The organism is Cronobacter sp. 153480017-3 (genome assembly GCF_053627815.1).
This window is the reverse complement of the sequence record NZ_JBSEYN010000005.1, coordinates 251,240-268,733: the sequence shown is the minus strand read 5'-3', so window position 1 is coordinate 268,733 and position 17,494 is coordinate 251,240. Positions and strand designations below refer to the sequence as shown.

Genomic DNA, 17,494 nt, shown 5'->3' with positions numbered 1-17,494 from the left:
TGGGTGCGCTTCGCTTACCCACCCTACAAGCGCTCACCGTAACCCTTTTGTAGGGCGAGTAAGCGCAGCGCAACCGCCGTTTAAATCTCACCGCCCTTACCGTAGGGCGGGTAAGCACAGCGCACCCGCCGTTTAAATCTCACCGCCCTTACCGTAGGGCGGGTAAGCGCAGCGCACCCGCCGTTAACACCTCCGCCAAACATCCATCACGCCACCGTAAACCCTAACATCATCCCGGTGTCTTCATGCTCTAACAGATGGCAATGCGCCATATAGGCGTGCTTGGCTGACGCCGCGTAATCAAAACGCACCAGCACTTCGCTGCGCGCGCCTTCCACCCACACGGTATCTTTCCATCCGGCGCGATGCGCGGCGGGCGGCTTGCCGTTCTCGGTCAAAATACGGAACTGCGTACCGTGGATATGGAACGGATGCAACATCATGTCGCCCTCGCCGGAGATGGTCCAGCGCTCATATTTGCCGAGCGCCGCCCCAAACGCGGGCGCGTTCATATCAAACGCTTTGCCGTTAATCTTATTGGCGTTATGGAAATCAAACCCGTGGCCGCCGTGGTTCATGCCGCCATGCGACATTTTCCCGTGCCCCATCTGGCCCATCATCTGCCCGTGCGCATTGCCCGCGAGTGCCTGCTTACCGTAGCGCTTGACCAGTTCGTCCATACCCATCATATCCAGCATCGGGTCCATCATTAATTGCAGCCAGCGCTCCTGAAGCCCGTCGAGCGAAGGCAGCGGCGGAACCTCCACCAGCTTATCCGGCAGCGTCCCTGAGGCGGGCACCACGATGGGCTGAATACGCACCACCGGCTGCGGTTTATCAAACGGCGCGACCGTCATGCCCATCTGTGTGACCGGCAGCGTCACGATATCGAAAGGCCGCGCGTCGCTGGTATCCACCAGCACTTCAAAACGCTCGCCCATCAGCATCGGCAGTTCGGTCACTTTCACCGGCTCCGCCAGCAGACCGCCGTCGCTGGCGATAACATACAGCGGACGGTTATCGCTCGCGGCAATCTTCAGCGAGCGCGCGTTACAGCCGTTCAGCAGGCGCAGACGCAGCCAGCCTTTCGGCGGCGTATGCTGCGGATACACCGCGCCGTTGCACAGCAGCGTATCGCCAAACCAGCCGACGGCGGCGGTCATCACGTCGAGCTGATAATCGACCTCGCCGTCGGCGGTAAATTTCTTGTCCTGAATAATCAGCGGCACGTCGTCAACGCCCCAGATTTTGGGCAGCATCAGTTGCAGGCTTTCGGTATCTTCGATAAGCACCAGCCCCGCCAGCCCCATCGCCACCTGATGCCCGGTTTTGCCGTGCTGATGCGGGTGGAACCAGCAGGTCGCGGCGCGCTGCTCAGGCGTGAAGCTTACGCTGCGCGTCTGCCCCGGCGCGATAATGCCCTGCGGCCCGCCGTCCACCGCACCCGGCACTTCCAGACCGTGCCAGTGCACCGTGGTCTCTTCGGCGAGGTTATTGCGGATATTGATATTGACCGGCGTGCCCTGGCGCAGCTTAATCGCCGGGCTCAGCAGCGAGCCGTTATAGCCCCAGGTCGTGACATTTTTACCGGCAAACGCGGTTTTACCCGCCTGAACCGTCAGCTGAATGCTGCTGCGGGCGTCCGGCGTCAGCAGCGCGGGGATGGGCAGCGCGAGTTGCTCTGCGGCAAATGCGGCCCGGCTCCATGTCGGCAGTGCGCTGAGCGCCCCCAGCGCGGCGGTGTACTTGATAAACTCTCGGCGTTGCATCTTCCCGTCCTTATCGTCAACGTGCACCCGTTGAGCTTAAACCCTCCCCTTGCAGGAAGGTCAAGTATGACGGCGAGGGAATTCGCTGTGATTTTCCGGCTGCCTGTACGGCAGTGAACGTCAAAAAAGATAACGTCGCTTGGGAGGATTGTTTCTAAGCTGCCTGTACGGCAGTGAACGAACGGCCACAATTTTCAACGGCATCACATGTTTTCTAAGCTGCCTGTACGGCAGTGAACAAGAGTGAACTCGTCGTAAAAGCCCGCTTCGATTTTCTAAGCTGCCTGTACGGCAGTGAACACGCCATGCGCCGCGCTGTCTGTTTGCGTTGCTTTCTAAGCTGCCTGTACGGCAGTGAACCGACGCAGATGTGGGCGCGCGCTATCGCTGGTTTTCTAAGCTGCCTGTACGGCAGTGAACTGACGAATCAACAGCCCGTTGCCCGCGGGGCATTTCTAAGCTGCCTGTACGGCAGTGAACATTTCGGGGTAGATTCCGAACGTTTTCACCCATTTCTAAGCTGCCTGTACGGCAGTGAACGCGGATCTGCTCCATCGTGCCGCGGCCGTCGCTTTCTAAGCTGCCTGTACGGCAGTGAACAAAAGATGGAACAAAAATGAGCGTCGGGCGGTTTTCTAAGCTGCCTGTACGGCAGTGAACTGGTCATGAACCGCCAGGGCGGCAGTCATACCTTTCTAAGCTGCCTGTACGGCAGTGAACGATTCGGGGATCACATTAAAAGGAACGGTCATATTTCTAAGCTGCCTGTACGGCAGTGAACTTATTTTCGCTAAACGCAGCGTTCCACGGTGTTTTCTAAGCTGCCTGTACGGCAGTGAACCGGTACGGCCGCCGCAGTATCTGGATACGCAATTTCTAAGCTGCCTGTACGGCAGTGAACGTGTAAACGTAGAGTGTGCCGCCGTTCGCGCATTTCTAAGCTGCCTGTACGGCAGTGAACTGTCCCTTTGCAACGAGCAATTACGCACCTGGTTTCTAAGCTGCCTGTACGGCAGTGAACGATTTGTGTGATAAGGTCGGTAAGTGGTGGGCTTTCTAAGCTGCCTGTACGGCAGTGAACATCGCGACGCGCTACGACGCCGAGCCAGAGCTTTTCTAAGCTGCCTGTACGGCAGTGAACTCCGCACCCGGCAGGATGTGCCGGTACCTGCGTTTCTAAGCTGCCTGTACGGCAGTGAACCTCCTGCGCCGGTACCGCGCGGCCTTCCTTGATTTCTAAGCTGCCTGTACGGCAGTGAACTGAAGCAAAAATAGCTTAACCCATTGTTTCTAAGGACATAAAATCTGCTTACCTCTTAAAACCCCTTTTTTCAACGCCTCACTAACCTACTATAAAAATCAACAGGTTAGCGAGGCGTGTTTTAAAAGGGTCAGAACCAGGGGATGGTGGCGCTGGCGCTTAACCCGTAACTGCTAAAGGTGCCGCTGACGGGCGTGGGCTGAAGTGCGCCGTGCTGGATAAACAGCCGGTAGTGCTGGCCGCTGGAGAGGCTCTTAACCTGAATCCAGGGCAGCGCGGTTTGTTGCTCCTGTAAACCAGCAAGCCGCTGCTGCGCCTCTTCTTCAGTCAGCCAGCCTTTACGCACCGAGCGGCGCAGCAGGCGTTCGGGGTTACTTTTCACCTGTACGCGCGTCACGGTGCGCCAGCCCTGAATATGGGGCACGGGTAATATCGCGCTGCTCTGGCAGTAATCCTGCAAACCCGCCCGCCAGCGCATGGCCTCTAATTCCGCCAGCGCCGGTTGCAGGCCATGCAGGCGTAACCGGGCACCGGGCTTGATACCGACATCCGGGAAACTCACGCCGATATCCCCTTTGCCGCGCGCGCCCAGCGCCCGGTGGAGTTTAGCGAAGAGCGCCGCCATCAGCGTCTCCTGCGTAAACTCCGGGTCCGGCAGTACCTGAATATCCTGATAATGATCCATTACCGCCCCTTATTCGGCTTTTTCACCGAAAACACCGCCGCGGATCAGTACCGCCATCACATAGTGTTGCTGATCGCTATCCGGTTTAACCCCTTTGGTCACCCAGTTATCCAGCAGCGTATAAAAATCCATTTTCTCTCTCGGCTGACGGCAGGCGATGCCGCGACTGGTCACAGAGCCATATGGCTCAACCGCAATCGCACCGAGCTCAGCCACCTGCGGGTGCCAGGTATCGACAGTGCGTAACGCATTGCCGATTTTTTGTGAATGTATCCCCGCCACGCCGTTCACCTGATAAAGCAGACGGCTCTTGCTGCTGTTACTGTCCAGCACCAGTTCCTGAGAAGGGAAAACCTCCTGCCCGGCACCGAGCCGAACGTAAGCCTCCACCGTCAGCAGCACAAAGCTTTCGCTGTTAAGCCCGCGTTCGATTTCCTGCGCCAGCTCATTCAGCGCCGCGTTCCGGGCGGTAAAGTCACGCATCGAGAACTCATGGCAGTCAAAACGCCACGTTTTACTGCCCTTCACCACGACACGCAGTTGCTCTGCGCCAACGCGGTTGCGCCAGAGAAAGCGACCATTCGCGAGGTTAGTGGCATAACGGTGCGCCAGCTCGCCAAAACCGTGCTCTTCGCTATAGCCTTCAATGACCTGCTTCAGCGCGTCCTGATATGCCTGGTCATTGCAGACGGAGGGCGTGGAAAGCCCGCCCAGGACACGCAGCGTAAACACGATTTTCAGCGTGTCGGTCTCAGCGGCAAGCGCCGCCACATCCACCCGCTGAAGGTTCGGCTTTTGTATTTCGGCATCCAGCTTAGCCGGATCGGTGGACGTCGCGTTTTTCAGGCGGTTGGAGATGGTGCCGCGTACGGCTTTTTCCTGAATCTGGATCGGTTGCCAGTGGTCGCCCTCCCAGTTTCCGGCGTACATCAGCGCGTCAGAAACGGCGAGTTTGCGTTCAAAAGCCAGTACAGAAGCGGTTTTCAGAGAAGCAGAAGCCTTTGCCATAATATCGTCCTTCATTATTCATAATTAAATGTGTCATCGTGACATTGCACATCTTCACTCTGCTGCGCGCCGCAGCAGTAGTAACCGGTCTCGGTGGTTCGGTAACGCCAGAAAAGTTCGGAAAGGGTTTTGATGCGATGCAGGCCGCGCCACTCGCCGATGCCATACACGGCCTCGACCCAGGCGAAAGGGGTTTTATCATCGCGCGCATTTGCCACCTGGCCTGCCGGGAGGAGCTCTGAGAGGCGCTGATAGCCTGTCATCAGCGGAACCAGAAATCCCGGCGCGGGTTTTTCAAGGTAGCGCCACTGCGCGGGTTCGTCAGGGCCAGGCGCAGGGTTATCCTCAGGTGCAGTGGCCGCGATTTTCAGCGCCGCGAAATCAAGCCAGGCGTCCAGCAGCGTAGCCTGTGCGTCTTTCTCCATGAGTGTCTGATGATGCGTCGCAAGCAGCGGGCTGCTGTCCAGCAGCGCAAAGCCCGGCAGCAGCCGGAAAAGCAGACGCCACGTCTCTTTTTCATCATGCGGATAATCGATAACGTTAACGCCACGAAGCGCAACGATGCTGCCGCCCGCCAGTTTGTGCGTCTGGCAAAGCGTCTGCAGATGGCTTGCCAGCGCCGCCCTGCCCTGCTCGCCATTGGTTATCTCGCCGTGACATTCAAACACCAGGGATACCGTAAGGTGCATCCGGCCCTCTTCATTAAAAGCGGCCGTTTTCCCTTCGCGCGTCAGCGGATTGCGCGTCAGGGCGAACTGGTAATCGCGCCCGGAGGTGTACGCATGGGCCTGATGCTCATGGCAAATCACCGCGCAGCCATCAAGCTGCAGGCCGTGGCTCTCAGTCAACTGGCGGGACAGCGCATGCATATAGCCCAGGAAGTGCGTTATGGCAGGAAATCCCCACGTTAACCCGGCAACCGTATTCGCGTTTTCCACGCGCAGATGTGAAAGCAGGATAAGCGAGCTCATGACAGCGCCTCCCCGATGATGGATTCCATTTCACGCAGGCGCTGGCGAAAGAGCGGGCGGGATTCCCAGAAGGCTTTTTCGACTTTACCTACATCCGGTAACTGCCTGCTCAGGCGATAGTTCAGCCAGCGGCCAAAATCTTCTGCCACCGCGCTTTGCCAGTTGCCGTTATCGCGCTCCCGGCGAAACGCTTCATCCTGTCGGGCGCGCCACGGGTCCAGCCAGTATTGCTGATGTGCTATGAGCGCTTCACATTGCAGGCTCCAGCCCTGCCATTCTTCGCGCTGCAACTCACTGGCGTGCGCAAAAAGCGTATCGATAAGCTCATCCACATAACGATCGCGGGCCTGCCGAATGGCACGATTGTTGTAATCTTTAACGCCCGCCAGCAGGTCAGCCAGACGTTTCACCGTGCCGCTTGCAGCACCATTAAACGCTTCGCCAGCAAAAATTGATTTTAAATGGCGAGGCGGTTTCTCCTGCCGCTGCCAGACCGGCGGCCGGGCGCAGAGCAGCCATACCCGGCCCCCGCGGCTGCTGTTAAGTGACGAGATATTTTGCGGCTTGGTGCCGCCGAAGTGCATCTCGGCAGTATTAAGAAACAGCGTCAGCGGCGTGCAGTGCCAGAGCTGTTTTTTCCGTGCGGCCCGGGCGGCTTTTGCCTCATCGCCAAAGCGATACGTAAACATTTTCTGGTGCATCGCATGGGTCAGCGAGGACGCGAAAAGCGGGCTTAACAGGTGATAGCCGTCACCCACCGGGAAGTAGATCTGCTTCGCAAGCTTGTGCGAGGCAGGCGCGCTTGTGGTTAATGCCCGGGAAAAGCCGTCAACCCAGTGCTGTAGTTGCGCCTCATCCTGCGCCAGCGCCTGTAGTGCGCTGTAGTCGCCGCGCTGCAACGCCGCGAGCAGTGAATCGCCTTCAGCTTCGGTTTGCAGAAGTTTGGCCACATCCAGCGCCGCCGCGTTACCGACCGCATCTGCGGCAGGGTTTTCAAGCGATGCCGTGCTGAGATAGCCATCGCCGGTGGTAGTGGTGCGGTAAACGCTGCTGCTTCGGGAATCACCGTGAGTGAACTTGGCGGCATGGGTCACCAGGCTTATCTGGCTGGCCCGACTGGCGGCATCCGTCAGCCAGGCACGGGGTTCAAAGCGGGCTTCCAGTTCACGACGCTCCTGTAACAGTGTGGACTCATCGCTTTCGCCTGCCGCCAGGCGTTTTGCGGCATCTTTATCAAACTGCTCAAGCTTCGATTGCCGTCGCGACGCGATGTAGTCGGCAATAAAAGCGGCCAGTGCTCCTTGTGACATACCTGCTCCTTTGGGTTAATAACCCTGGCTAAAAAACCAGTGCGATAAATGCGTTAACCAACTGTTTTCCCTGAGGTAATGACTGATAAAACTCGATATGTAACGGGCGTAAGCCCAGGGTTAAGATGAAAGCCAATATCGCTAATTGGGTGAGACCATGGATTTTTTTCATTGCTCCCGCTCCTCGCTACTCTAACGGGAGTGACGATACGCTTAGCTGGAATTTCGAACAACATAAAGATCTATCCCATATAGATAGTATTGAAATAATCAGAATAGTGCTCGACACGTTGTTGATGTTATCTCTCCTCACCTATAGACTGTTTTGACTACCGCACAGGTAGCTTAGAAACATATCGACAGCATAGAGATTGACAGTCCACTGCCGCACAGGCAGCTCGCGCCCTCATTGGAGGGCGCGAAACACCCCTAAAAACGGGTGATACCGCCGTTCGCTGATGGCGTCGTCACTGCTCACCGGCAAACGGATTTCGCTGAAGCGCTCGCAGATGGCTGTCAGCTCCATTGCCATCCGTTCCGCCAGCTGTCGTAAGATGTCCTGATAGTCGGTACGCAGCCAGGGCGTAACGCCGTCGGCAAATACCATCGGGTGTTCTGTGAAAGAAGAAAGCTTCCAGTCCACGCCATTTTCCGCACGGTGCACAAACACCGGCTCGTCATCGTCCTCCTCCATACGCAAATAAAAGGTGGCTTCAGGGCCGGAATCCCGAAACCGCGTGCGCTCCTGACATTCGCCATTCCAGGAGAGGTTTTTGCGCCACCAGTACGACGCCGGGAAATTCCCGCTCTGAGGCTTGCCCAGCAGCGTCTCGTACAGGCGCACATGTTCAAGCTCAACCAGCGATGAAAAATTACGATTGCCGGGCTGAAAAGGCACTGGTGCAAGAATGCGCGGGATGGCGTTGATTGTGCGGTATTGCGGTTCGGCCAACAGCTCACTTAGCCGGTGGCTGCTGAGCCGGAAGTCAGTGGTTTCAAACCCCGGTTTCTGAAAAATGGGCTGCATTTTGCGTAACGCGCGGATGTTGGTCTCAAGGATGACCAGGTTTTCTGCACCGGGCGTTTGCTGGCGGTGACGCTGAATGCGCCCGGCAAACTGGATCAGCGAACGCATGGAGCTCGGCTCAATAATGCCCCAGTCGGCGTCCCAGTCCCGACCGACTTCACACACGGATGTCGCCAGCACCACAAACAGATGCTGCTGCGCCGGATGAGACTGCATGGCAAGGTCAATTTCCGGCAGCCGCCACAGCGGCTTCTGGCCACTGCGGTCAAACGCGCGGTCCAGATGATTTTCAATGTAAGAACGCACCGCCAGCGGATGCTGGCTGTGATAAACGCAGTAGTGAATGCAGACGCCTTCCGGCGAGGGTAGCGCCGCCAGCGCCTGCGCCACGGCAACCAGCGGATCAATATTGGCGAAACGCACCAGCCCGAGCGATGCCTGTTTGCCCGAAGGGTGCTGAACATGATGCTGCTGATGCAGCGCCAGCATTTCTCGTTGCAGCGTGCGCGCCACGGCGTTAACCACCGCGGCAGCCTGTGACGATTCTGCCTCCAGCGCGGCAATACGGGCCTGGCAAAGCACTGGTTTTTCCGCTAACTTCCCGGCGCGCTTCGCCACAAACTGCGCGTGTGTGGTGTGGAACGCTTGCGGGTCGGCAATTTCTTGCGCCATCGCACCGTATTCATCAAACCAGGCGCAACAGATGTTGACGGGCAAACCGGGTTCACCGCACGCCTGCTGATAGTGTTTTCTGCCGTTGTAGTACGCGGCGTAAAGCGCCTGAACCAGCGAAGGCGGCAGCGTGGCGGAAGAGAGCAGCACGCGTGAGCCGAGCATCCCGGCCCAGTTAACCAACCGGCAAACCGCAGGCAAGTCTGCAATATCAAAATCATCCGGCTCATCCAGCACCAGGTCACTGGTGAGCAGGCGCAGCATGGCCGGGATTTGCCTGCCGCCCCGCACGCCTTCGGTGGCGGGCATAAGGTGATCGATGGTCGCGACCAGCACCGGCGCGCTGAGCAGTTTATTGAGTCGTTCATCTCCCGAAAGCCAGTGACGCAGCGGGCCACTCTCCATCGCCCCTTCAAAATGCACATACTGGTGAGCATCGAAAAAGGCCTCCTGCGAGGCGCTGTCTTTATCGGCATCTTGCCCGGCCAGCAACTGCTGATGTAACTGCCGCACGGCCTGTGAGCCAATCATGACTGCCAGATCATCATCCTGAAGATGAAGCCTTTCCCGCAACGCCTCGCCGGTTTGCAGCGTCAGTGTTCGTAAGCCCAGTGCGACCGTAAACCGGCACCCTTCCTGCTCTTCAGAGAGCGCATACATGATGCGCGCGTTCGCGAAGGTTTTACCGCAGCCGGTGGACGCCATATTAATGCCGAAGAACCCCTGCGAGCGGCTGCGCTCACGAAGCCCTTCGGCGACATCCCAGGCCCGATTCTGCCAGCTGAAGCGGCCCTCTTTAGCGCGCTCTCTGAAGCCTTTATGACGGCTGATGGCAGGCAGCGAGCGGCGTACCCAGGGCATCGATCTTCCCAGCAGCAGCGCGTTATGCGCCACGCCCACGTTGTGTTCATCCAGTTTTTGCTTAAGCGCGCCGGAGGCTCTGTCACTGTTGGCCCAGGCGGCGTAATCCGCATCCTGCCACCGGACATACGGCGCGCTTGCGGAGTAATGGTGGTCGGCCAGCATCAGCGCAAGCCTCGCCATATGCAGTGTGAAAAGCTGCGACATATCGCCGAAATCAAAAAGTGACGCCGCGTTAAGCGCCCGCCTGGCTATCTGTTTTGCCTTATCGCGCCACTGTGCGCTTTGAACCGGCGTACCGTGCGGAAACTGCCAGACGGCTTTAAACTGCTGCGGCGTCCACTCCCGGCTCTGCGCGTTGAGCGAGTTCCAGTCGGCGTTAAGCTGTCGTTCAAGCCAGCCGTCCGCCTGTTCTATTTCCGGTTGATGATGTTTGAGCAGGCACTGCGGTAAACGGTGGTGAGAGAGAATCAGCCAGGCGACCACCCGCGCCAGCGGCGGCAGGCGGGTAAACGGGCTGCCGGAATCGCCCGGCGCATCGGCTTTCAGCCTTTCCAGCCAGCGCGCTTCATCAGCGGGTACAATTTCGCCGAGTGCCGCCAGCCATTCGCGATCGGTCTGCTCACCGACAAACGCCTGGAACAGACGCACGGAAACCCATTCGTGGCGGTAGGGCTGGAAGGTGAGTGCGGCGTTCCCGCAAAGCGTGTGCTGAAAGAGCCTGTTCGCCTTGCCGAAATCGTGAAACAGCCCGGCAATCGCGGCTAAAAGCGCCATCGCTTCGGCGCAGTGCCAGCTGTGTTCCTGCCCGCGACGAACCACATCCAGCGTGGTACGGTTAGTGGGAACGCTGCCCTGCACACTGAACCGGCGCAGATTCCCCACCACCCACAGCAGTTCAGTATCACCACCTTTTTTAAGCCAGTGGCATGCCACGGCGGTATTGCGCCGGGCGGTTTTACGCAGCAAACGCCGCAGGGTATTTAACCCTTCAAGTGTAATGACCGTTTGCCAGGTGCCATCGCCTTTACGTTCGGCAAACTGATCCAGAATACGGCAGCTCTCTTCCCGCGCCCGTTTCGTGCACTGTGAAATCAAAAGGACGTTCATGGCGCGTTACCACCCAGTTCACAGGCGGTTTCCTGTAAGGTCGTGATCATCAGATCCAGCGCATCCGCCTGTTGAAAACCGGTGATGCAGCGCTGGCGAAACGACTGTTCGTCATCCCCCGCCATCGCCGCGATAAACGCCTGCGGCATGACCAGCGCATCTTTAATCAGGTCAGCGATATCAAAGACCAGGCCACCGCGCCGGGTTTTGCCATGCATGACCGCAAGCCCGTGCGGCAACCCGGTTACCCAGGCGGCAACGGCGGCGAGCCCGTAGGCAAGGTAGTTACCGTGATCGAGAAAACGGTTAGCCGCATCCGTTCCGCCGCCACGTTTGGCGCGCGTGAAATCACCATATTTCACCGTCTGGCTGACCAGCTTATAAAGCGCCTTCGTCAGTTGCGCTTCCTGAAGCATCAACGCGTTATGCGTACCGGCCTGCTCCATTTGCGCCCGTGCTTTTGCAAGCAGCGCCAGCAGAGGCTCTTCCGCCATCGGAAAGAACGCCTCACGACGCATGCGGCTGCCCAGCCAGTGGCGCTCAATTTGCTGCAGGCGGGCATACTGAAATCGTTTTGCCGCTGCCAGACGCTTTTCTTCATCAAACCAGAACGCGACCCAGTTCTGCAGATATTCGGTAGGCCGGTATTCGCTCTGCGGCGAGAGCCAGGACACCTCAATGTCTCTCTCATTGCCGGCATAAAGCGGTGAGCCGCCTCCGCCACAGAACCCCACCATTACGCCCGCACGGGCAAATTCCCGCATGGCAGCCTGCGTGACTGACGTCCCGGTGCCGAGCATGACCACTGTGGTATTGGCGATAGGGATATTCCAGTAAAGCGATTCTTTCCCTTCATCGGTGACATATTCCACCCGGCCGCCATTAACCAGTACCCGGCAGTATTGCAAATAATAAATATTGGCGCGTTTTGAATGGAGAATCGTTTTTAAATCAGAGGGCGTTACGGCATTCCGATCCATTACATCATTCCGTTAGATGATTCCTGTATTTATATTTCTTTGAAATATAAATAAGAGATGAGTCTATTATTAAGCCTTTAAATATGCCGTGACATCCCTTTCATTTCCCGCGCTTTATTAATAAATGACACTAAATGTCAATTTTTATAGGGCCTTCGCTATTATCTGCAATCAAACATAATTATTGATTACTCTAACGACACCCTGTGACAGGCAATAAGCCTGCAAATGTCTGTAGTTAATGTGGTTCTTACGTGTTATCGCCGTTATATCGGCTAATTAGCACTGCATTAATATCTGGCGCGAATTTTCCAGCAAAGCTCTTACAGCAGAAACCATAAATTTTATAGATAATTTCCCCATGATATTGCGGCGTTATTTATATAACGATAATAAAAGCATTACTTCGGGCTTAAAATTTTTTACTGCGGGTGTGCAGTGGACGGCGTATCCAACCCCGGCGGGTAGCTGGGAGTTTTCTAAGCTGCCTGTACGGCAGTGAACCACGAGGAGCTGTGCGAGGTGTTCGAGCCTGATTTCTAAGCTGCCTGTACGGCAGTGAACGTGGGTGCGTCTAAAGTTGCGGGCTGGAGTGCTTTCTAAGCTGCCTGTACGGCAGTGAACTGGCAAGTCGCAACCGCACCGGAAGATTGAAATTTCTAAGCTGCCTGTACGGCAGTGAACAATCGGCGGCCTGATAGGCCGGATACGTTACCTTTCTAAGCTGCCTGTACGGCAGTGAACTAAATTCGCTCACGCTTCACCCCTCATTCCACTTTCTAAGCTGCCTGTACGGCAGTGAACTTTCGACTTGCTTAGTTAACACTGCATCATCCATTTCTAAACTGCCTGTACGGCAGTGAACACAGGAGAACACCGATGACACCAAACCAGATACTTTCTAAGCTGCCTGTACGGCAGTGAACGCCCGCACTGGCAAGAATGGCAAGCCTCAACATTTCTAAGCTGCCTGTACGGCAGTGAACAGTCTCGCGACGATGGTAATGATTCTGATAAATTTCTAAGCTGCCTGTACGGCAGTGAACTGAGCAGGCGCAGTGAATTATCGCGAGTGACCTTTCTAAGCTGCCTGTACGGCAGTGAACGTCACCCGCCTCGATCTACAACTCGATACGCATTTCTAAGCTGCCTGTACGGCAGTGAACTTTCGGATATCGTCGGCAATCTGCTGCTTCGTTTTCTAAGCTGCCTGTACGGCAGTGAACGCGCGGCAACCGCGCACCCGGCACGGCGTCGGTTTCTAAGCTGCCTGTACGGCAGTGAACCCGTCATAGATGGACCGGATTACGCTCTCACTTTTCTAAGCTGCCTGTACGGCAGTGAACTTAATGGTTCGCCTTTTTCATTCACCATGATCTTTCTAAGCTGCCTGTACGGCAGTGAACGCAAAGTTTTTGTATACCGGTACTATCTCAACTTTCTAAGCTGCCTGTACGGCAGTGAACTGCCAGGGGCAAGGGCTTGAGCATCGAATTGCTTTCTAAGCTGCCTGTACGGCAGTGAACGCTACGTCGATATGTACGTGCTGTCGCGTACATTTCTAAGCTGCCTGTACGGCAGTGAACTCTTCGTAAATGCCAAATTGTCCGCCATTGACTTTCTAAGCTGCCTGTACGGCAGTGAACCGTTGCCGCTGGCGTTGCGGCTGGATGTCATGTTTCTAAGCTGCCTGTACGGCAGTGAACCGCATCTGGACTAAATCGGCGCGCCGCTGGCCTTTCTAAGCTGCCTGTACGGCAGTGAACTTCCGCCGGGGCTTTTTTATGCGCGCGTGCCATTTCTAAGCTGCCTGTACGGCAGTGAACCGTAGTGCGCGTAGGAACCGGTAGTAATCCGTTTTCTAAGCTGCCTGTACGGCAGTGAACTGACAGGGCCAAAAGGGCGCACGCCGCGACGGTTTCTAAGCTGCCTGTACGGCAGTGAACGCTGTAACATCGTCAAAGGTGTCGTTTTTCGGTTTCTAAGCTGCCTGTACGGCAGTGAACGTCACCGCCGAGCGAAGTCATGTGCGCGTCCATTTCTAAGCTGCCTGTACGGCAGTGAACAAGCTCCTGGCTCGCGTTCGTTTTCAATTTCCTTTCTAAGCTGCCTGTACGGCAGTGAACCTGATGGCGTTGAGCCCGGCTTTACCATTGCATTTCTAAGCTGCCTGTACGGCAGTGAACGTTTATTTTTTTCTGTCTTTGGTCTGGTGGCGTTTTCTAAGCTGCCTGTACGGCAGTGAACGTTTAACCCCTCGTCGGCCAGGTGGTGCGAAATTTCTAAGCTGCCTGTACGGCAGTGAACAAGAGCGAATATTACCGGAATGCCTGAATTGAAAACAAATTTTTGCTTTTTAACGCCTGAAACCCTTTTTTATCACCACAGCTGCACGCATTAAAAATCAACACCTTACAAGCGGAGCATAAAAAAGGGTTTAGACGTCCTGGCGCAACGCCCATCACTTTTATCGTTTCATTCGTTCAGTGGTTTGCTCTTCGGTGCGTTAACGTGCGCGATTGCCGTATCGTATAGAGGGATTTTTCTGCTGCTTTCTGGTCGATGATGTTCGTACAACATCGCCTGAAACAGGCAGTTATCCGCGCGTTAAAGGCAAGAAATCTCCTCGTCGCGCCTGAACGAAATGTGCTATCGTTGGGTATTGATTGGCGAGTGGTAGACGTGATGAGAAAAGTAGTCAGGCTAATGTTTCTGGGCTGTCTGTTGGCCTTTTCCACTAACAGTTTTGCGCTCAGTGAATCAGAAGCGGAAGACATGGCCGACCTTACGGCGGTTTTTGTTTTTCTGAAAAATGATTGTGGCTACCAGAACCTGCCGAACGGGCAGATCCGTCGCGCGCTGGTCTTTTTCGCCCAACAGAATCAGTGGGATTTAAGCAATTACGACAGCTTTAATATGAAGGCGCTCGGCGAGGACAGTTACCGCGATCTGAGCGGCATCGCTATTCCTACCGCTAAAAAGTGCAAAGCCCTGGCGCGTGATTCGCTAAGCCTGCTTGCCTACGTGAAGTAATCCCCTCCCCCGCTCCTTTGGTGAAATGGTGACCGTGCATCCACGGTCATAGTTAGCTATGATGTTGCGCCCGTTTTTATAGGGTGTTAACGAAGGAGGAATCAGCCCGTGACCGAGAATCCTATGTGGCACGAAACGCTGCACGATCAGTTTGGTCAATACTTTGCCGTCGACAAAGTGCTCTATCGCGAAAAAACCGATCATCAGGATCTGATTATTTTCGAAAACTCCGCCTTTGGCCGGGTGATGGCGCTGGACGGCGTGGTGCAAACCACCGAACGCGACGAGTTTATCTATCACGAAATGATGACACATGTGCCGCTGCTGGCCCACGGCCACGCGAAGCGCGTGCTGATCATCGGCGGCGGCGATGGCGCGATGCTGCGTGAAGTGACGCGTCATCAGAGCGTGGAATCCATCACGATGGTGGAAATCGACGCCGGCGTGGTGGCGTTTTGCCGCGAGCATCTGCCTAACCACAATGCCGGTAGCTATGACGATCCGCGCTTTACGCTGGTGATCGACGACGGCGTGAATTTCGTCAACCAGACCACCCAGAAATTTGATGTGATTATCTCCGACTGCACCGATCCCATCGGGCCGGGAGAGAGCCTGTTCACGTCGGCGTTTTATGAAGGGTGCAAGCGCTGCCTGAATCCGGGCGGGATTTTCGTCGCGCAGAACGGCGTCTGCTTTCTCCAGCAGGATGAAGCCATCGACAGCCATAAAAAGCTCAGCCACTACTTTGGCGACGTGAGCTTTTATCAGGCGGCGATCCCCACCTATTACGGCGGCATTATGACGTTTGCCTGGGCCACCGATAACGACGCCCTGCGCAAACTCCCGCTGGAAACCTTACAGGCGCGCTTTCACACCGCGGGGCTGAAGTGCCGTTATTACAATCCGGCCATTCATACGGCAGCATTCGCTCTGCCGCAATATTTGCAAGATGCCCTGGCGTCGCAGGCATCCTAAGGAGGTGATAAAAATTGAAAAAGCTGAAACTGCATGGCTTTAACAACCTGACCAAAAGCCTGAGTTTTTGTATTTACGATATTTGCTACGCCAAAACGGCGGAAGAACGCGATGGCTATATCGCGTATATCGATGAACTCTATAACGCCAACCGTCTTACGGAAATCCTGACGGAAACCTGCTCGATTATCGGCGCCAATATTCTGAATATCGCACGCCAGGACTATGAGCCACAGGGCGCCAGCGTCACGATTCTGGTGAGCGAAGAGCCGGTCGACCCGCAGCTTATCGACAAAACCGAGCACCCCGGCCCGCTGCCGGAAACCGTGGTCGCGCACCTCGACAAGAGCCATATCTGCGTCCACACCTACCCGGAAAGCCATCCGGAAGGCGGCCTGTGCACTTTCCGCGCCGATATTGAAGTGTCAACCTGCGGCGTGATTTCGCCTCTGAAGGCGCTGAATTATTTAATCCATCAGCTTGAGTCCGATATCGTGACTATCGACTACCGCGTGCGCGGCTTCACCCGCGACGTCAACGGTATGAAACACTTTATCGATCATGAGATTAACTCGATACAGAACTTTATGTCAGACGACATTAAATCGTTGTATGACATGATGGATGTGAACGTTTATCAGGAAAATATCTTCCATACCAAAATGTTGCTTAAAGAGTTCGACCTTAAGCACTACATGTTCCACACCCGGCCGGAAGAGTTAACCGAAGAAGAGCGCAAGGTCATTACCGACCAGCTCTGGAAAGAGATGCGTGAAATCTATTACGGACGCAATATCCCGTCCGTATGATCCTGCGCGGCGCACGGATGCGCCGCCGTTATCCGTATTGCGCCAGAAAATCGCGGTACGCCTGCACCACCTGAAGGAAATCCTCAACGCCACAGAGCGACAGGCTCTCTTCATCGTAGTAGCTCATTCCTTCTTCCATTTCGTCGCCGGAGAATTCCAGCTGATTGGCGCGCACCATGACTTCTTCGCCATCCAGCCACAGCGTGTATTCATGGCCGGTTTTCTGCCACTGCCGCTCGCTGCCCTTGACGTCGCGCGCCGCCGCTTCGACTTCATCCAGCAGCGCCAGATTGCCTTTCACCTCTTCGTTGAACCAGTGCCCGAGCGCTTCGTGGCCCATTGAGAGGCGGACTTTCACCACGCCGGTGATGTCGCGCAAGAATTCATAATCCATGGTGTTTTCCTCTGGCCGGGCGTCGCCTGGCCGCTGCTTTGTTTATCTCTTGTTATTATCGCAGCATGAAACGGAAAGAAAAGCGCAGCCGCCGACGAAACTGACAACACCCTTGTAGACAAGCCGTTGCATGAGCTGTGTTACTCTTGGTTTATCTTAAGTGCTGTTGTATTGAGGTTGCCTGTGAACTTTACTCTTCTGCGCCGCGCGCTGCTGCTCGTCGCGCTGCCGCTCTCCCACGCGTATGCCGGTGAAGCGGTTCGCCTTGAATGCGTTAATCGCGGCAATGTGCTGGTCTCGTTTTTTAAATATCACCTCTCCACGATGAAGTGGAAAGATCACTTCCAGATAGCCTCCGGCATTGAAAAGAGCAAAACCGACAACGGCGTGCCTTATGAAATGATTTCGTTTCGTAACGGCGACGATCTGATCTATTTCCCCGACAAAGAGCGCTATGTGCTGTTTGACGCCGGTAAGCAGAAACCGGAGCGCTGTCAGGTGGAAGGCGAGTTTACTTATCCGGTGGTGAGCCTGCCGCGCTACGACGGCAAAGCGGAGTCGTGAGCCGTTAACCGCAATAAAAAAGGGAAGCCAGTGGCTTCCCTTTTTACTGTCTGTCCCGACGCGAA

At 55.8% G+C, this 17,494-nt stretch carries 12 protein-coding genes and 2 CRISPR repeat arrays; of the genes, 4 read left to right on the top strand and 8 right to left on the bottom strand.

The window, feature by feature from the left end:
- Positions 1–206: 206 nt before the first annotated feature.
- The 7 genes from cueO to cas1f all read right to left on the bottom strand — a co-directional run bounded on the left by cueO (position 207) and on the right by cas1f (position 11,654).
- Positions 207–1,769: a multicopper oxidase CueO gene (gene cueO / locus ACUW6V_RS13635; RefSeq protein ID WP_454038484.1), complete on the bottom strand. Its 1,563-nt coding sequence runs from the start codon at positions 1,767–1,769 to the stop codon at positions 207–209.
- A 91-nt stretch (positions 1,770–1,860) separates the two neighbouring features.
- Positions 1,861–3,030: direct repeats of the CRISPR family, unit length 28 nt; unit sequence TTTCTAAGCTGCCTGTACGGCAGTGAAC.
- Between the two features lie 130 nt (positions 3,031–3,160).
- Entirely contained in the window at positions 3,161–3,715 is a 555-nt protein-coding gene (gene cas6f / locus ACUW6V_RS13630) for a type I-F CRISPR-associated endoribonuclease Cas6/Csy4 (protein WP_454038483.1), read from the bottom strand.
- 9 nt (positions 3,716–3,724) lie between these two features.
- Complete coding sequence (gene csy3, locus ACUW6V_RS13625; protein WP_454038482.1) at positions 3,725–4,723, bottom strand: type I-F CRISPR-associated protein Csy3; 999 nt, start codon at positions 4,721–4,723, stop codon at positions 3,725–3,727.
- Between the two features lie 14 nt (positions 4,724–4,737).
- The gene (gene csy2, locus ACUW6V_RS13620) at positions 4,738–5,694 is read right to left on the bottom strand and encodes a type I-F CRISPR-associated protein Csy2 (RefSeq protein WP_454038481.1); all 957 of its coding nucleotides are present in this window, start codon (positions 5,692–5,694) and stop codon (positions 4,738–4,740) included.
- The gene (csy1, locus tag ACUW6V_RS13615; RefSeq protein WP_105945035.1) at positions 5,691–7,004 is read right to left on the bottom strand and encodes a type I-F CRISPR-associated protein Csy1; all 1,314 of its coding nucleotides are present in this window, start codon (positions 7,002–7,004) and stop codon (positions 5,691–5,693) included. Before csy1 ends, csy2 begins: the two co-directional genes overlap by 4 nt.
- A 406-nt stretch (positions 7,005–7,410) precedes the next feature.
- Entirely contained in the window at positions 7,411–10,674 is a 3,264-nt protein-coding gene (gene cas3f, locus ACUW6V_RS13610) for a type I-F CRISPR-associated helicase Cas3f (RefSeq protein WP_454038480.1), read from the bottom strand.
- Positions 10,671–11,654, bottom strand: coding sequence for a type I-F CRISPR-associated endonuclease Cas1f (cas1f, locus tag ACUW6V_RS13605; RefSeq protein ID WP_454038479.1), 984 nt, complete (start codon positions 11,652–11,654; stop codon positions 10,671–10,673). Before cas1f ends, cas3f begins: the two co-directional genes overlap by 4 nt.
- Positions 11,655–12,130: 476 nt before the next feature.
- A CRISPR array of direct repeats spans positions 12,131–13,961; the repeat unit is 28 nt; unit sequence TTTCTAAGCTGCCTGTACGGCAGTGAAC.
- Between the two features lie 378 nt (positions 13,962–14,339).
- Here cas1f and ACUW6V_RS13600 point away from each other — a divergent pair.
- The 3 genes from ACUW6V_RS13600 to speD all read left to right on the top strand — a co-directional run bounded on the left by ACUW6V_RS13600 (position 14,340) and on the right by speD (position 16,471).
- On the top strand, positions 14,340–14,687 hold the full coding sequence (locus ACUW6V_RS13600; protein WP_015386992.1) for a YacC family pilotin-like protein: 348 nt from the start codon (positions 14,340–14,342) through the stop codon (positions 14,685–14,687).
- 123 nt (positions 14,688–14,810) lie between these two features.
- Positions 14,811–15,662: a polyamine aminopropyltransferase gene (gene speE, locus ACUW6V_RS13595; RefSeq protein WP_007864424.1), complete on the top strand. Its 852-nt coding sequence runs from the start codon at positions 14,811–14,813 to the stop codon at positions 15,660–15,662.
- A 14-nt stretch (positions 15,663–15,676) separates the two neighbouring features.
- Positions 15,677–16,471 carry an adenosylmethionine decarboxylase gene (gene speD, locus ACUW6V_RS13590; protein WP_004387874.1) on the top strand — a complete coding sequence of 265 codons (795 nt, stop codon included), beginning with the start codon at positions 15,677–15,679 and terminating at the stop codon, positions 16,469–16,471.
- Positions 16,472–16,499: 28 nt separating this feature from the next.
- On the opposite strand, the gene yacL is transcribed toward speD, so the two are convergent.
- Positions 16,500–16,865, bottom strand: a complete 366-nt coding sequence (gene yacL, locus ACUW6V_RS13585; protein ID WP_007707680.1) for a protein YacL — start codon at positions 16,863–16,865, stop codon at positions 16,500–16,502.
- A 183-nt stretch (positions 16,866–17,048) separates the two neighbouring features.
- Here yacL and ACUW6V_RS13580 point away from each other — a divergent pair, with 183 nt between their 5' ends.
- A complete protein-coding gene (locus ACUW6V_RS13580; protein ID WP_004387876.1) occupies positions 17,049–17,429 on the top strand; it encodes a hypothetical protein in 381 nt (126 codons plus the stop codon).
- Positions 17,430–17,494 lie beyond the last annotated feature (65 nt).

Bases quoted from the DNA above. Each gene is read 5' to 3' on its own strand.
- csy3 (WP_454038482.1), bottom strand. From the start codon at position 4,723: ATGGCAAAGGCTTCTGCTTCTCTGAAAACCGCTTCTGTACTGGCTTTT.
- cas3f (WP_454038480.1), bottom strand. From the start codon at position 10,674: ATGAACGTCCTTTTGATTTCACAGTGCACGAAACGGGCGCGGGAAGAG.
- csy1 (WP_105945035.1), bottom strand. From the start codon at position 7,004: ATGTCACAAGGAGCACTGGCCGCTTTTATTGCCGACTACATCGCGTCG.
- speE (WP_007864424.1), top strand. From the start codon at position 14,811: ATGTGGCACGAAACGCTGCACGATCAGTTTGGTCAATACTTTGCCGTC.
- cas1f (WP_454038479.1), bottom strand. From the start codon at position 11,654: ATGGATCGGAATGCCGTAACGCCCTCTGATTTAAAAACGATTCTCCAT.
- yacL (WP_007707680.1), bottom strand. From the start codon at position 16,865: ATGGATTATGAATTCTTGCGCGACATCACCGGCGTGGTGAAAGTCCGC.
- ACUW6V_RS13600 (WP_015386992.1), top strand. From the start codon at position 14,340: ATGAGAAAAGTAGTCAGGCTAATGTTTCTGGGCTGTCTGTTGGCCTTT.
- cas6f (WP_454038483.1), bottom strand. From the start codon at position 3,715: ATGGATCATTATCAGGATATTCAGGTACTGCCGGACCCGGAGTTTACG.
- csy2 (WP_454038481.1), bottom strand. From the start codon at position 5,694: ATGAGCTCGCTTATCCTGCTTTCACATCTGCGCGTGGAAAACGCGAAT.
- cueO (WP_454038484.1), bottom strand. From the start codon at position 1,769: ATGCAACGCCGAGAGTTTATCAAGTACACCGCCGCGCTGGGGGCGCTC.